The following is a 15,320-nucleotide window of genomic DNA, read 5'->3' on the forward strand; positions in this document are numbered from 1 at the left end:
CGTGGACCCCGGATAGGATTAGGGAATCCTATTGATCATCTCATTCATTTGGAGGTAATTATGAGATCCCTACACAAGTCAAAGCTCCTTGTTTCAATCCTTCTGTCGGCAATCATTGTCTCGCTGCTCCCTCTCTTCCCTGCTTACCGTGCCTTCGCTGCGGGAACAGGAATCACCCAGGATTATTGGAACAATATTCCTGGCGGTAAAGTAGAACAAATTCCTGTAAAAGCGCCTCCTTCGGGTTCCAGGATACTCACCAGCTTTGAGACACCCAATAATACCGGGGATCTGTATGGTTCACGCGTATATGGTTTTCTGACGCCGCCGGTTAGCGGTGGTTACACCTTCTGGATTGCTGCGGATGACAGCTCCGAGTTATGGTTGAGTCCGGACGGCGATCCTGCGCACAAAGAGAAAATCGCATGGAACACGGTTTTCGCCAAGCCCAGAGAATGGAACAAGTCTCCAACTCAGAAATCCGTGATCATTCCGTTAATAGGCGGCAAGAGATATTATATCGAGGCTCTGCACAAGGAAAACACCTCGAATGATAATTTGGCTGTCGCTTGGCAAGGTCCGGGAATAACCCAACAAGTGATACCCGGTGCTTACATGAAGCCATTTGTGCTGCCTGATGCACCAACAAATCCCGTCCAGGATGACACAGCAAACACATTCGGGTGGACGCCTGTTCCCGGTTATTCGGATCTGGCCGCCTATGAATACAGCACGGATCGCGGCAACTCGTGGCAAACGGTATCCATGAACCCGCTCCAGCTGGAGAATATCAATTATACGATCGGGCAAATTCAGGTCCGGTTAAAGGAGACGTCGGCGCAGCCTGCAGGAAAGAGTCTGTTTTCAACTACCTTCTACACGCAAATTAAAGCTGTAGAGCCAACTCCTGCGTATTCGCTGCTTTGGCGAATAGGAGTTGATGATCAGCTCTCTTCTGAATTTAGCGACTATTCATCATCTCCTGTGGAATCCATGAATCTCCCTTCCGACTGGGCGACCCGCACAGATTGGAGTTCGATATCCAAAGGCTTAAAGCTTAATCGCAACGGTACGATGGTGATTACTTACAACTTAGCCGAAATTCCGGAATACGGTGTGCAGTTCAGCTTCAGGAGCTTGGATGCCTATGTTTCCGTTCCGCAGTTAGCTGTCTTTTCCAATGATACGATGGCCGGATTAATCCAGATTGTCGGCCTTAGCGGCGGAAATACGAATCGAAAATTCAAAGAAACTTACGAGCTGTATATTCCTAAGGAAATGTTAAAGGTTGGACCTAATGAGCTGAAGCTCTCATTGGATCGCGGTTTGTATGCCGGAAGTGCAGGCGACGAATTCCATTGGTTTGAATGGGATTATGCCAAACTTGAGGCTTTGACAGCTCCAGCAACGGAACCCATTCACGGCCGGTATATTCGTCTGGGAACGGCGTTAGTATCGCACGTGTTGAAAGACCGTGACTTGCAAACGATGGAAGTAACGAAGTGGCTGGGGCTTGCCTACAGTGGAAATGTCATACGCAGCAGTCAATTTTCACGTGAATGGCTGACAGCCCTGCGCGATTTGAATTTAGCCCCCGTGCTGCTGCCATTCGGAACCTACATCAAGGACCCGGAGCTCTCGTCAGGCGTTGTCCCAGAGAAACTGAAAGAATACTACAACAATCTCATTGGAGAAAATGGAGATTTGTTCGAGTACCTGGAGCTGGATAATGAACCTGGCGTATTCAACAATGCCTTCGCCGCTGACTTGGCGCTGGCCAAGTATGTTAGCGAGCAAAAGCCATTGCTAAACCCATGGTTGAAAGCGGTTTCTCCAGGTTGGGCCTACTGGCCTTCCAAGGGTATTCCGGATGGCTGGGAGCGAGATCCTGCTTATCGCAAGCAAATCGAAGATTACACCGATATGACCAACGGTCACAGCTATACCTTAAGTGGCATTTCAAGCGGTGAGGGCGGCGCTCTTGTAGAGACACAGAAAACCTTTCCTGATTATCAAGGGGACGGACTCGCAAAACCGATGATGATGAGTGAAACAGGCGCTAATGATTTTCATACGGACAATAACCGGTATGACACTTTCACCCATCGCTTCGCCTCCATCTTCGATCGGGAAACGCGCAGTACAATTGGTTATCTCGACTACATTATGCAGCATGCCGCATACTTCCGAGAGTACAGCTTGCTCAAAGAAGATATCGAAATGAATGCAGCTGACGATGCGGAAGCATGGATCAATACAAGCGATCCCGACGAAACGCGATTGAAGATTTTCCGCCGCTTGGCTCTTGCTTACAGCACCCATGGCAAGCCGCTCCCTTATGTGTATACCAATCAGAATGAGCTTGCCGGGAAAAAAGCTTACTTCCGTGCGGTGGATACATCAACGCTTGCTGTGAGCAGTACCGGAGCCAAATCCAACAAAATTCTGCTTAACTTTGTTAATTTCGAAACGACTCCGGTCACGATGAAGGTGAACGTTATCCTGCCTGCTAACGTTCAGTATGCGGCGGAACGTTTTGGTGCAGGCAACACGTATGCGGCTGCTCGCAGTTTTAGCATCGTTAACGCCGCTTCTGGCGTGCAGTTATCAGAAACAATTCAACCTGGTGAAGCCGTTCAATACATCCTGACTCCATATGAGGATGCCAAACCGAGTACACCTGCGCTGCAAGCGAGGGCCGTTTCATACAAACAAATTAAACTGACATGGCAGCCCTCAACGGATAATGCAGAAGTAGCCGGTTATAAGCTGTACGATAATGGCCTACTGCTTGCGAAGCTTCCTAGAGCAATCACGCGTTACACACATCAAGATGTGAGTCCTGAGAGCGCTCACTCCTATACGCTTATCGCTTATGATGATTCGGGCAATGAATCCTTGCCGAGCGCCCCTATTGCCATATCTTCCTTAACTTTACCTTCCTCTCCTTTTACCACGACATCTATGGGAGCATGGCATGTGGAATCGGAGCAAACGGAGCTGGAAGGTGTGACACATCATGGCACATTTGTCGGAATGTATTACACACAAGGGAGAATGAATTTGCTGAAACCTCCCGTCAAAGCAAATACCAATTATATTCTTAAGCTCAAATACAGTGCTGCAGCCAATAAAAAGGTCAATCTCACGATCAACAATCAGTTGATTCGCTCCATTGATTTGCCCGGAACGGAGCCTAACGTCTATACAACAATCGAATACAATGTCATGATGCCTGCGGACGTAAGCAATCTTGTGCTTTCCATTGTCAAGAGTACCGATAATGTTTTTGCTTATTTCGATTGGTTTGAGCTGACGGAAGGCTTTTTGGATGAAACACCTCAGAACCTGTGGACGAATGTCGTTCATTCCAGTCCCAATACGTATTACTCCTCTGCTACCTTCGCATTAGGGGCTAATGGAGCGGATCTTCATGAAACGACAACACCCGGTGATTACGCAGCAATGGCTTTTAAAGGCACAGGAATTCGTTGGTACTCCGATATTGAGTCTACTTTGGGAGTGGCAGATGTTTATATGGACGATGTCCTGCAAGCAACCGTTGATTTGAAGACGGCAAATACGCAGGGCGCGAAGAAGCTGGTTTTCGAAAAAACGGGCCTCCCCATGGCAAATCATATCATCAAAGTTGTCGCTAAAAACGGACGTGTTATTCATCAATCGTTTGAATTTCTGAGCTTGGAACGCCAGCCCCTGACTCCCGGCCCTGATTTGATTGTAACCGACCTTGGAACGGATCCCGCTGGACCTTATGCCGGGCAAAAAGGCGTGCGTTTCTATGTCACCGTGAAAAATGTAGGGCTTCTTCCCACCCCTGCCGGACAAATTACAGGAGCTGTATTCGGGTTGAACGGTGGTTCGTTCGGCTATACGGATACGTACAATCAATCCATTCCAGTTGGCGGCACTGCTACGCTGTATACGAATGCTGGAGGTGAAAACGGGTATTGGGAAGTGCCCAATGGAGAAGCTACCTACCAATTAAGCGTCAATATTAATGATATCGGGCGATTCACAGAGATGGATCGTACGAACAACACCAAAGAAATTACGTTTCAAGTGAATAAGCGGGATGTCTCCCCTCCTGTGACCACGGCGACAGCAGACGGAGTAATGGGTTCAGGTACATTCAATAAGCAAAATGTGCAGGTCGCCTTTACAGTCGAACATCCGACTGTCGGAATAGGCATCAAGCGGACCGAGTACCGCATTCTGGGAGGAGCTGAGACTTGGCAGACTGTCACGGATCAGCCCGTTACTTTCGCCGATGATGGGATTTATCGAATCCAATACCGCTCCATTGATACGTTGAATAACGAGGAAGTGCCCAAAGATTTAATTATAGGCATCGATAAAACAGCTCCAACTACCACTCATACCTATTTAGGGGGCTGGCAGCGCACACCGCAAACCGTCACATTAGCGGCCTATGATACTTTAAGCGGCGTACAACAGACCTTCTATTCCCTAAACGGTGGAACATCAATTGTCGGAACATCGGTTACCGTAAGTACTTATGGTGTGAACACGATTTACTACTACAGCACGGATATCGCCGGGAATCAAGAAGTTGGGCACTCTGCCGAAGTTCGTTATGATCCACAAGCTCCTGAAATCAATATAGCCGGTCCGTTAACGGTTTATTGGACGGATCCGATTGTCTTGAATGTTGGGATCTCTGATGCTTTAAGTGGAGTAGCCTCATCAAAAGTTAAACTGGACGGCGTCGTTGTCAGCCCCAACATAAACCTTCAACCACTTAGTTTATGGTTGGGTCAACATACAATTGAAGTTACGGCATCCGACAGCGCGGGCAATACGATTGTACGTACCTATGTATTGAAGGTCAACATGGATCTGGATCATTTAGACGATCTCCTCCGGTTATTATGGAATCTAGGTTATTTCAAAAACCAAACCGTCTATAACAGCCTTCAGACAGCGGTCGCCGTGCTTCAGAAACTGGTGAACCAAAATCAGCTGAAAGATCCGACTTTCTTTGATGCGGCCATTAGAGACAGTAAATATGTGGACAGCGCGACGGCCAAGATGCTCCAGGATGCCCTGCAATTTTTACAGCAAAAATTTGAGAAGTAAATAGGAAATAAGGGCCTTTGTCCAAAGTTGTTTTTGGATGATCGGCCCTTTTTTTCTTTCTCAGATTGATCGTCCTATGCAGGCGGCCTCTGAATAATTCCCAATTTATAGTAAACACTATCTCAGGGAGGTTAGCCATGGGCAATTTTTTGGAGATTTTACTTAAAAAAGCAGAGCTGCATCGTGATTTGAAAATTGAACGGCTGCAGCTCGGAGCAGAATCTATGTGGTTGGTTTATTATGATTCTGTCGTGAATTCCCAGGAAACCATTGTGTTTATTTGGAATTCCGGTGTTACGCCAACCGTAACCTATAACGACCTTTGCATGCGATTGGTCGGTAAGCCCTGGAGCCCAGAGGCGATGGATGAACTTCAACTGGGACGAGTTGTTTTAATGAATACCACAGGGGAACATGCCTTCAGCTTTCAAGGAGCGCCCGCTCCTCTTTCCCGAACCATCGATAAGCCCGAGAACGAATCGATGCCCTTTGCTCCGGCCGTCGCCTTCATGGAACCTTTAACCACAAATATTGGACTCATCAGAAAATCGCTGAATTCGCCCTATTTAATTGCTGAAGGTTTTACATTTACTGGAGGAGCAACGAAAGAGGCGTCTTTAATTTACCATTCAGAGCTTGTCAATAAGGAACTTCTGCGTCAAGTAAAAAGTAACTTGCAGAACGCATCACACAGAGATTTGCAAACAGGTCAAGATCTGATGGAAATACTCGGCTGCAGTCGTTTTGACTTGTTGTCACCTTTTTACAAAACGGAAATCCCAATGCAAGCCATCTCGTCCATGATGAAAGGCCGAGTTATCTTATTGATAGATGGACATCCCGTTGCTTACGTGCTACCTCTGCTATTTGACGACTTTATTTCTATTCAGTGGGATAGACAACTTCCCCTGCTCATTATGTATGCGCTCCGATCCTTGCGTCTAATGAGTTTACTAATCTCATTGCTGACCCCTGGACTTTATGTAGCTCTAGTCTCTGTAAATCCGGAAACACTACGGATCGAACTTGCCCTCTCTGTAGCAAGCAGCCGAATCGGCATCCCGCTGCCTACCTTTTTAGAAATGGCCTTTTTATTAATTGTTAGCGAAATTAGTATTGAATCTACACAGCGCTTACCCAAAAGTATTGCAGCATCCATTACGGTCATCGGAGGCATCGTTCTCGGAACAGCCATTGTCGATGCAAAGCTGGTCAGCAGCCTTGTTATCATTGTGCTGTCCGTTTCCGTTACGGCCACCTTTGCTTTTCCTAATTACTTAAACACGTTGAATATCCGAATTATGAGAGCGGTTATCGTTGTGCTCTCCGGTATTTTTGGTGTTTTCGGTTTGTTCGCCGGTTTTATAGCAATTTGTTTCTACGTGAGCAAAATTGAACACTTTGGTATTCCGTTTATGAGTTTTTTCGATTTCAAAAAAATAAAACAAACTTAACTACTGAAAAGGAGTGACGGAATGCTATGAGTTCTCGATGGATTACAACGTTAACAGTCCCCTTTTTTTTCATCGGATCTCATTGCAGTATCATCTTTCTGCTCTTTCCAAGAGCGATGTTACATACGACGAAATATGGGCATTGGGAACCGGCCCTCCTGTATATGCTTATCGAATTAATTCTTATGGTCATTTTGTTGAAAGGCTTGAACAAAGCAGGGAATTTGGATTATGCGGATCTACTGCTTCCTCTCGGCAGATCGGTTAGTACAGCCCTGCTTTTGCCTCTTATTGTCTATATACTCCTTATCGGAGTTATGGGAATACGCGGCTTTGCCGAACTCATGATCATCGTATTCGTGGTCCGATCACCGTTAATTTCAATTTTGATATTTCTTTGTTCCATTACCTTACTTGGAGCTTCAATTGGCCCCCAAGGAATCTTAAGAGCTAGCAGCTTATTGTCCTTTCTGTATTTCCCTGCGCTTTTATTTGCCCTACTGGGTTGTTCCGTTAATACAAGGTTTACCAATCTCTTTCCACTTGTAAATACAAGTTTTGACTTTATGCAGCATTTTGAGTTCCTCGTTCCCTTATTTACGATCTGCCCTTTTCTTCTTCTGGGTATGCTGCCACCTGTTATTAAAGTACAACTGAAGCCTCTTCTAATTACAATGATTCCATTGACTATGCTTTATGTGGTGATCATTTATATTCCAATCCTTGTATTTGGTGTCAACGCGGCAACCTTAATGAATTTTCCACTGGTAACAAGTATTGACACAGTTAACCTTACATGGTCCATCTTTCATCGGATTTCATTATTTTATGCCGTTGCGCTGCTTGCTTTCGTGCTATTAATTACCTCCTATGCGCTTTGGGCTTCATCTGTGTTAGTTCACAAAATGATACCGAGATGGAAAGAAACTTACATAAGGCCAATCCTTTGCTTGCTTGTGTTTGTTGCATCTTCGATGATCCCAAATTGGAGTTCCTATGTGAAAATCTACGCATCTGATATTTGGTTCCGTATCTTTGTCTTCCTGGTGATACCTGTTGCAGTCTATCTACGAGGTGGTTTCATTCAAAGAGCGTATAGAAAGAAGGTTTTTCAAAAATGATACGTAAGCTTCAGACTGGAACTCTACTACTCACATGCGCCATATTGTTAACCGGCTGTTGGGATATTAAAGACGTTAATCATCGGGTTTTACCTATTGTCATGGGTATTTCCTATGGCAAGGTCAATAAATACAGAATTCACATTCAAATTCCTTATCCTGAAAAACAAGGACTTTCATCCAAAGTTTACTACAAAGAAGCCGACACCATTAGCAAAGCACTTACGGATATTGATACCGATATTGAAGCTGGCATCGATTTTATGCATGTGCAATTTATCGTTATTGATCGTACGCTTGCGGAAGATGGAATCCAGGAAGCGATAGCCTTCATTGCGAGAAGCCAGCAGCTTCCAACCAAAGCCCTCGTGGCTATTACCTCGGAGGAAATTGGAGCCTTTCTGGCTCATACAGGTCGTGTCATCAAAACGGACGGTAGCGCACTTATGAATTTTTTCAATAAAAATGCAGGATGGAGTCCTGAGATTAATTTAGCCTATGTTTGGAGAATTTTCGGTGCTATGCACTCAGACACGGAAGATGTCACTATCCCTATCCTTCGATCGGGAAAATCAACGATGCTGGAGTTTCTAGGGTCTGCAGTCATGGCCAAAGGGAAAATGAAAGGGGAAATTAAGAAGGAACAATCTCTGTTAATCAACCTATATGAAGAATTGTTTCAAGGTTCTGTTGTTCAAGTCACGAATCGGGCAAGCGTAGCCATTGTAAAGTGTAAAAACCGCATTCATACCGATTGGCGTGATGAACATCCCGTACTTCATATGAATATGCAGCTTTCCTTGCAATTGATTGAGAACAACGGTAGTTTGAATGAACAACAAATCGAGGAAGCTTTCGCCAAAGATATGAAAAAGCGGTATGAAGAACTCTTCGGTCAGCTCAAAACGATTGGGTCAGATGCTCTAGGGACCGGGCAATATTTCAGGAACAAGCTGCCCTTCGATCAGCTCGTGAATTGGCGTCAAGACTATTATCCTAAATTAGAAACCGATCTGACGATTGGATGCATCATCACGAATAGCGGCGATGTATATGAAAATTAATTTTGCGCGCTGCCAATACGGAGTAGAGGCTTTTCAGCCTCTATTTCTTTGTGGCTATCCATACAGTCCATGAGTCTTTTTCGACAATGGGAAGTATTGTATTTTCAAGTTTTTTTGTTATGAATACAACTAATTCCTGAAGCTCACTATCCGTAATATCATGAAGAATAGAGCGCCCTGTTCGTTGCAGTAAATCTTGAGTCAATGCTCCTAACTCTTCATAAACACGTCTTGTTTCCCACAGTTGTGTTTCATTAAGCAATTCAAATCCATTTGCTGCAAGTGCACTTCGCACTTGATCTGACGTATATCTTCGAGCAACTTCTTTCTCGATCAGTTGAGGAAATTTTTCAAAAAAGTAACCTCTAAGGTGATTGGCATCTCCTGGTAGTAAACAATCTTCTGGTGTCCGATCTTGAACGATAAACAATCCATTCGTTTTCAACGCACGATTTGCTTCCTTGAAACAGGCCATTAGATCATTTAAATGATGGATTAAGGCTCGTTCCAGTACAATGTCATTGGAGTTCGACGGTAGATTGGAACTAAACGCATCTCCTAATACGAACGTAATATTATCCTTTTCCTTACAGTTGTCCGCAGCCCCTATTAACATTTCCTTTGAAAAATCAACGCCAGTAACATGGCTTGCCCCCAAATCACTAAAGGCTTTCGTATATATGCCGCCGCCACACCCAATATCTGCCACTACTTTATTGTGAACATCCATCTTTTTCTCAATGAATCTCATCCATGTATCATCAGCGGTCCTTGTTGTATACGTACCCTTATTTTTCTCATCATGAAAATTGATCGGCACTGAAATTCCTCCCTATGAGTGACATCCCTTATAGAAAATCAACTGTAAAATACTGTGCTATTTTATTTAGATACCACTGATCCTTCGTAATCCACGTATCACCGGACGGCATGTAAGCAATAAAATTGGCCAATGTCTGAGAGCGATCCTCGATCTCCTTTGCTTCCCTTGCTTCTGAGGAGGACATCGTGCTGTCCATATGAAAGGCAACGACACCATGAATATATAGATCCTTACTGCCATTTTGCATAGAAAAGATCATGCTTGTGCTGTATCCTTCGACATGCGTATGTTTGGCAGGCGTATCACGGGTTGGATTGTCGCGCCCGGCATTCCAGTTATTGTGAACCATGGAGACGTATTTATCGAGCGCTTCATCTGTGGCTTGTTGATGAATATATACCTCCGGCTTTGGTTCAGCATTGAAATCCGACTCTAAGCTCTCGATGCGCCTATCGAGAAACGCTAAGTTGTCTGAAACTTCCTTCAAAGGGAAGGCTCCTAAATCCTCAGCTTTTACAAACAGGAACGTATTTAAATAATCTTGAAGCTGAGGAGCCAGTCGGGCAAGCGTTGCATCTTGTGCGATTCGGCTGTTCAACCTTTTCACCTCTTGAAGAATGTTCTTCGAGAAGTCCAGAACGTAAGACTCCATCTCTTCAATGGCGGCCATATCTATAGTCAAAAGCGCATCCGGCTTGGATAAAGAAGCCATCGAATAATAATTCAGTAGCCGTGTTTTCATATCACCGGGAAAAATGTGCATGTGCGTTCGCAGATCTTCCAAGCGCGGCAGTATATCTTCCTTACTTGTATGATCCTCAACTGTATCATAAAAAATATCCGTCTCCCCGTCGTCATTGGAAACCGTTGGGTCCAGGTACAGCTTTTGCAGGACATTGCTCGCAAGTTGGCTGATTTGGTCTCGGGACTGCTCCCATTTATCTTTCGCTAACTGCACGGTAAAGTCCGCTTCATCTATTTCCTGCTCCAATATCGCATTAAACGTAGAAGGATTCACGCGTGCATTTGCTTTCGCCGAAAGGATTTGGCTCTTCATCCCGATCAGCTCGAAAGCCTGCAATAAGTCGCTTGTCGTTGCGCTGCGTTTCAAACTATCGCTGTACTGGGCTACTAATTTTCGTTGAATAGCAGGCTGCCCAATCGACGTGGTTGGCGCTGCCACCTGCGACATCATACGCGCCACTTCTTTATTGCCAATTGTTCTCTGAAGCTGAAGAACAGAGGAGACATTCATCGGCATACGCATGGAAGAAGATGGCTGATCCGCCATTTTTGAAGATGGAGACTGCTTCTCCAACGAAGTACTGCTCGCTCGGGTTGATTTCGAAGATGCATGGGCTTGCATACGGTTTCGAGCCTCCTTAGTGCTGATTAACAATGAATCTGATAATAATTATAATACTACAATTTACCACGGTGGAGATTGGTAGAATTGATTGGCAGCCTCGCGGGTGTGATAGGTTGGTTTTAAGCCTTGATTTACGAAGCTCTTGCTGTTAACAAGTGATAGTAATTACCGAAAATGATTTCAGCTCTCGGCTCTTCGAACTGCTACTTTAAGCTTATGTAAATTTTCCCATACCCTATTGTCCCGTTCTGGCGCACTTCTATATAATGAGAGTGTCATCGTTACGGATGGATGAAATTGGGAGAGAAGGTGTTGACGTGAAGGTAAGAAAGCTCATATCCGCAAGTGCTGTCGCCGGTTTGTTGCTGGCCTCCGCACCATTCACTGCCGCTTCGGCCGCTACGACGGAACCAGGTGGACAAGCTCCAATGACGGAAGGCCAACAACCGAAAGCAGCGAACCCTCATAAGCAAGCGAAGCATGCTGTGAATCACACGGTCGGACAACTTACGTTTATTGGTGAGCAACGAATCGGAAACGATCTGAAGTTCGAGGAAACGCTTGTTGGCGGATTATCCGGTATTGATTACAACCCAAGAACGCATCAATGGATTCTGATCAGTGACGATCGTTCAGACAACGCGCCTGCTCGTTTTTACACTGCGAAGCTGAAATACGATACCAAAAGCTTTTATGGCGTCGAACTAACCGGTATGACAGAGTTCAAACAAGAGGATGGCACAACTTATCCGAACAAAAAAGATTACACGGCTAATCAGCGAGGCATCGTCCCTGATCTGGAATCGATCCGCTTTGATCCTAACGGCAAATCGGTCTGGTATACGAGCGAAGGTGATCGTACGCTGAACTTGAACCCTTTCATCCGCCAAGCGACATTAAAGGGCAAATACTTGTCTTCCATCCTGACTCCTAAAGCTTTCCAAATCGATGCCAGTAGCGGCAGCTCCACACAGAAAGGTTTCCGCAACAATCTCGCTCTGGAAGGAAGCAGCTTTTCCCCGGACGGAAAATACTACTTTACATCCATGGAAGCCGCTCTTTACCAGGATGGCGAAATCTCGACGGTGGATGCTGGTTCATATTCCCGAATAACGAAATACAATCGGAGCGGCGACATCATCGCGCAGTATGCTTATCCGATTGATGCCATCCCGGCTAAACCCGGACAAGGCAAAAGCGCCGATAACGGCGTTTCGGAAATGCTTGCGATTAATGATCACCAGTTCCTCATCTTAGAACGTTCCGGTGTGCAAGCCGCCGACGGCAATTATTCCAATTATATTCGCATCTATGAAGCGGATGCCGCTCAAGCGACGAATGTGAATAACCTTGATTCTTTAACGTCCGGCCAATATACACCTCTTACAAAGAAGCTAGTGCTGGATCTTAATACATTAGGCCTGCCGAAACTTGACAATGTGGAAGGTATAGCATGGGGACCGAAACTCCAAAACGGGCACGACAGCCTTGTTCTTGTCTCTGACAACAACTTTGGCGCTTCGCAAGTGACACAGCTTCTAGCCTTCGACGTTTCACCCGAGAAGAAATGAAAATCGCTGTAGAAAAAAGACCGCATCCGGCGGTCTCTTTTTCATTTATAGGCGCTCGAATTTCTTAACTCCCTTCGGAAGTGGGACATTCGCGGGATTCGGCTCCTCCCTCTTATCCGGTACGATCCGTCCATCCACGAGAATCGCCATATAAATCGTATTCGGATTCAGTTTAGAAGGAGGTTCCGCGGTTTCGATCTTATTGAAGAATAATTTCCCACCTAATTCCCACAAAGGTAGACCGTCACCTTGCACGGCAGTACCCACCATCTTTGTAAAATCTCCAACCTTGCCATCGGATGCTACATCTACACCTCTAAGCATACTTGGCGTAAGCGGCGTATTTTGACCATGTCGCATATTCACCTTACCGGTCTCCCCAACGGGCATGTCTCCAGTGACATCGACAGTAGCAAAACCGCCTAATGCTGACTCAAGCATATTTACAATATTTTCCCATTCCTCATCTGCATCGGGAGGATAGACCGTAAGAAACTTGTCGATAGGTTTAGGAGTTGGAGTAATATCGAACTTATGGTAGACCTCCCAACTTTTAAGCAATGGACTGACCATCTGTGCAATATCCAACCTCTGGCTGGCGTCACCGGAGCCAACATGTGCTTTCCAACTTACGTGTGCAATCGTACCATTCCCCCATGACATATAATTGCGATCTTGCTTGTACCCACTCTTCTTCAAATATTCGTCCATCGTCTCAGAAGCTTTCATTTCTTTCTTCTCTTCCACGATCTCCTGTTGCCTTGTCAAAGGAGCAATGACTTCTCTTTTGCTAAATGCCTCTGCACGACGGCGTCCATCTCGACCATCCGATGGTGCCTCTGCTTCTAGAATGACAGCTCTTCTCTGCTTGATACTCTCCAAAATCTCATTCACTTTAAGTAGTTTTGCCGGGTCCTTCTTCTTCAATTTCTTATTGCTCTCTCTCAGGTTGTAGCTAGCACGCCATTCTCCAAGAATATGTTCGATCTTCGTTAATTGCTCTTTCTGAGCTGCATAATCCGTATTGCCTAACTTCTCGTAGACGACGAGCGCATCGCCGAGATTGCCCCACGAAGTCTTACCTAATCCAAACTTGGTGCCGGCTTTCAGCCCATCGCTCTCCAAATCCTGTTTCGTTGGCAGACCTGGTGCCCTTTGCACGACAATTTCCGTTGGCTCTGCAGAAAGCTGCATGTTTCTTTGCAGCAACTCTCCTACTCTTCGATTTCCCAGTGTCCGCTGCAGCTGCATCCAATGGCCAGTTGTTGCGCTGCGCTCCACCTTGGGAACTGCTCGTTCGCCGCTTTCGCTATCCTTTTTTTGCACGCTCCGCATTGGAGCCTGCGAACGCATTCCTGTCATTCGAACCGCCCTTTCAGGATGGGAGTATATGGTAGTCAATATCTTTACTATACCATATCCTGCAAAGACCGTTTCCCCCATGATCAACGTGCCATTGAACATTGTTGGAACTTTAGATGTTTAATTGCAGACTATCAATCATCCAGGCAATTGCTTTGTAAGGTTTCCCTATCCCCTTTTCTCCATTCATAAATTTCCAGATTATGAAAAAGGAGTACCGACAGTTGTCAGTACTCCTTTTTCATATCTGCATCTAACTTAGAATGAACTTTCATTTTTCGTAGGATACGTTGCCAAACTCACCGCACAAATCAAGGAAGATCCCATTCATATCAAATATCTCTTTATCTTCCTCTACATATTGAAGAACCTGTTTCCTTAGTGAGGTGTCAGCTTTCGCGTCTTTGACCTCTGTTAATTCATTAAACACAAAATTCCATAGGAAACGCACGGATCCCGCTGTCGGATACAGGTAGAATTGCTCTTGGAACTTTAAGATATTGCTCGTAGGCGGCAGCATCTCCCGAAGTTGGGGAGTAAAGAGCCATGTATGGCAAACCATGCCTTTATATTTGACTTCTGGAAAGTAGGTCGCAAAAAATTCCTTCGCTTTTAAATAAGTGTCTTTGATAGACTCCATGTTAAAAGCAGTATCTCTTGGGATGTGGATTTCAAGCAACGTATCATCTTTGTCCAGCACTTTTTCCCATTCATCTCTGTTAAGCTTAACTTGCTCCTGAAGTCCTTTGCCAATAGGCGTAATAGGATGTCCGATGTAAAACTCTTCCGTTTCCGTATATTCCGTTACAAAACCATCGGTTGTCTTCTCTTTTTTACATACGCCTTGCATATCGCCGTTTGCTCGCAGTTCCATTCCTTCACCGCATAAAAGTAAAAATCTTTCTTCCTTCGCGTTGTAAAAGCCTTTGACGACGCCGGAAAATTTCGCAGCCAGGAATTGCATCCCGCCGATTCGGAACATTCTGGCTTCAAGATGTCTCCAGATCCAGCTGAAATTTCTAATGGCATAATATCCCACCAGATTATAGGCATTTTGTACCCATACGCCGATATCCCTCAAAGTTTCAACGAATAATTCCTCACTCAACCCCCACTCAGCATACTTCTGCTCGGCTAGGGGCAATCTTTGCAAGGCGGCATGCAGATAAAACAGGGAAGCTTCATTCCCAAAGGTTTCTTCTACATAAGGGTCAATCGTTAACGGTTCCCAAACCGTTGTCCAGTGACCACTTTCAATTGTATTTTTGTAAAAATCCATATAAATATCTAATAGTTTGTGATCCTTGTTCAGCTTATTAGCGATCTCCACCAATAGTTCGGTTGCCCCTTCAGGCATCAATATTTTCCTGCAGTATTGCTGTGTTAATTCTTTTGATAGTAACAAAAGTTCCATGAATGTACACCTCTCCTAGTAAAC

General features: G+C 45.2%; 9 protein-coding genes. 5 read left to right on the forward strand and 4 right to left on the reverse strand.

Annotated elements, in window-relative coordinates:
• The first annotated feature begins 60 nt into the window (after positions 1 to 60).
• From PCH02S_RS05095 to PCH02S_RS05110, 4 genes are all read left to right on the forward strand, one after another.
• On the forward strand, positions 61 to 5,118 hold the full coding sequence (locus tag PCH02S_RS05095; RefSeq protein WP_127450711.1) for an OmpL47-type beta-barrel domain-containing protein: 5,058 nt from the start codon (positions 61 to 63) through the stop codon (positions 5,116 to 5,118).
• Between the two features lie 137 nt (positions 5,119 to 5,255).
• Positions 5,256 to 6,572, forward strand: coding sequence for a spore germination protein (locus tag PCH02S_RS05100; protein ID WP_127450713.1), 1,317 nt, complete (start codon positions 5,256 to 5,258; stop codon positions 6,570 to 6,572).
• A 26-nt stretch (positions 6,573 to 6,598) separates the two neighbouring features.
• Entirely contained in the window at positions 6,599 to 7,693 is a 1,095-nt protein-coding gene (locus tag PCH02S_RS05105) for a GerAB/ArcD/ProY family transporter (protein ID WP_127450714.1), read from the forward strand.
• Complete coding sequence (locus PCH02S_RS05110; protein ID WP_127450716.1) at positions 7,690 to 8,757, forward strand: Ger(x)C family spore germination protein; 1,068 nt, start codon at positions 7,690 to 7,692, stop codon at positions 8,755 to 8,757. The genes PCH02S_RS05105 and PCH02S_RS05110 overlap by 4 nt, the downstream gene beginning before the upstream one ends.
• Before the next feature lie 40 nt (positions 8,758 to 8,797).
• On the opposite strand, the gene PCH02S_RS05115 is transcribed toward PCH02S_RS05110, so the two are convergent.
• Positions 8,798 to 9,577 carry a class I SAM-dependent methyltransferase gene (locus tag PCH02S_RS05115; RefSeq protein WP_127450718.1) on the reverse strand — a complete coding sequence of 260 codons (780 nt, stop codon included), beginning with the start codon at positions 9,575 to 9,577 and terminating at the stop codon, positions 8,798 to 8,800.
• 28 nt (positions 9,578 to 9,605) lie between these two features.
• The gene (locus PCH02S_RS05120) at positions 9,606 to 10,946 is read right to left on the reverse strand and encodes a hypothetical protein (RefSeq protein WP_127450719.1); all 1,341 of its coding nucleotides are present in this window, start codon (positions 10,944 to 10,946) and stop codon (positions 9,606 to 9,608) included.
• Between the two features lie 320 nt (positions 10,947 to 11,266).
• Between PCH02S_RS05120 and PCH02S_RS05125 the strand changes: the two genes are divergently transcribed.
• Positions 11,267 to 12,520, forward strand: coding sequence for an esterase-like activity of phytase family protein (locus PCH02S_RS05125; protein WP_164819450.1), 1,254 nt, complete (start codon positions 11,267 to 11,269; stop codon positions 12,518 to 12,520).
• 45 nt (positions 12,521 to 12,565) lie between these two features.
• Here the strand turns inward: PCH02S_RS05125 and PCH02S_RS05130 are convergent, their stop codons facing one another.
• Both PCH02S_RS05130 and PCH02S_RS05135 read right to left on the reverse strand, forming a co-directional pair.
• The gene (locus tag PCH02S_RS05130) at positions 12,566 to 13,882 is read right to left on the reverse strand and encodes a hypothetical protein (RefSeq protein WP_127450722.1); all 1,317 of its coding nucleotides are present in this window, start codon (positions 13,880 to 13,882) and stop codon (positions 12,566 to 12,568) included.
• A 271-nt stretch (positions 13,883 to 14,153) separates the two neighbouring features.
• The gene (locus PCH02S_RS05135; protein ID WP_127450724.1) at positions 14,154 to 15,296 is read right to left on the reverse strand and encodes an acyltransferase domain-containing protein; all 1,143 of its coding nucleotides are present in this window, start codon (positions 15,294 to 15,296) and stop codon (positions 14,154 to 14,156) included.
• Positions 15,297 to 15,320 lie beyond the last annotated feature (24 nt).

This window comes from Paenibacillus chondroitinus NBRC 15376 (assembly GCF_004000765.1).
Lineage (GTDB): Bacteria > Bacillota > Bacilli > Paenibacillales > NBRC-103111 > Paenibacillus_E > Paenibacillus_E chondroitinus.

Excerpts from the sequence above, each read along its gene's own strand:
- PCH02S_RS05100 (WP_127450713.1), top strand. The coding sequence starts at position 5,256 with ATGGGCAATTTTTTGGAGATTTTACTTAAAAAAGCAGAGCTGCATCGT.
- PCH02S_RS05110 (WP_127450716.1), top strand. The coding sequence starts at position 7,690 with ATGATACGTAAGCTTCAGACTGGAACTCTACTACTCACATGCGCCATA.
- PCH02S_RS05135 (WP_127450724.1), bottom strand. The coding sequence starts at position 15,296 with ATGGAACTTTTGTTACTATCAAAAGAATTAACACAGCAATACTGCAGG.
- PCH02S_RS05105 (WP_127450714.1), top strand. The coding sequence starts at position 6,599 with ATGAGTTCTCGATGGATTACAACGTTAACAGTCCCCTTTTTTTTCATC.
- PCH02S_RS05130 (WP_127450722.1), bottom strand. The coding sequence starts at position 13,882 with ATGACAGGAATGCGTTCGCAGGCTCCAATGCGGAGCGTGCAAAAAAAG.
- PCH02S_RS05120 (WP_127450719.1), bottom strand. The coding sequence starts at position 10,946 with ATGCAAGCCCATGCATCTTCGAAATCAACCCGAGCGAGCAGTACTTCG.
- PCH02S_RS05095 (WP_127450711.1), top strand. The coding sequence starts at position 61 with ATGAGATCCCTACACAAGTCAAAGCTCCTTGTTTCAATCCTTCTGTCG.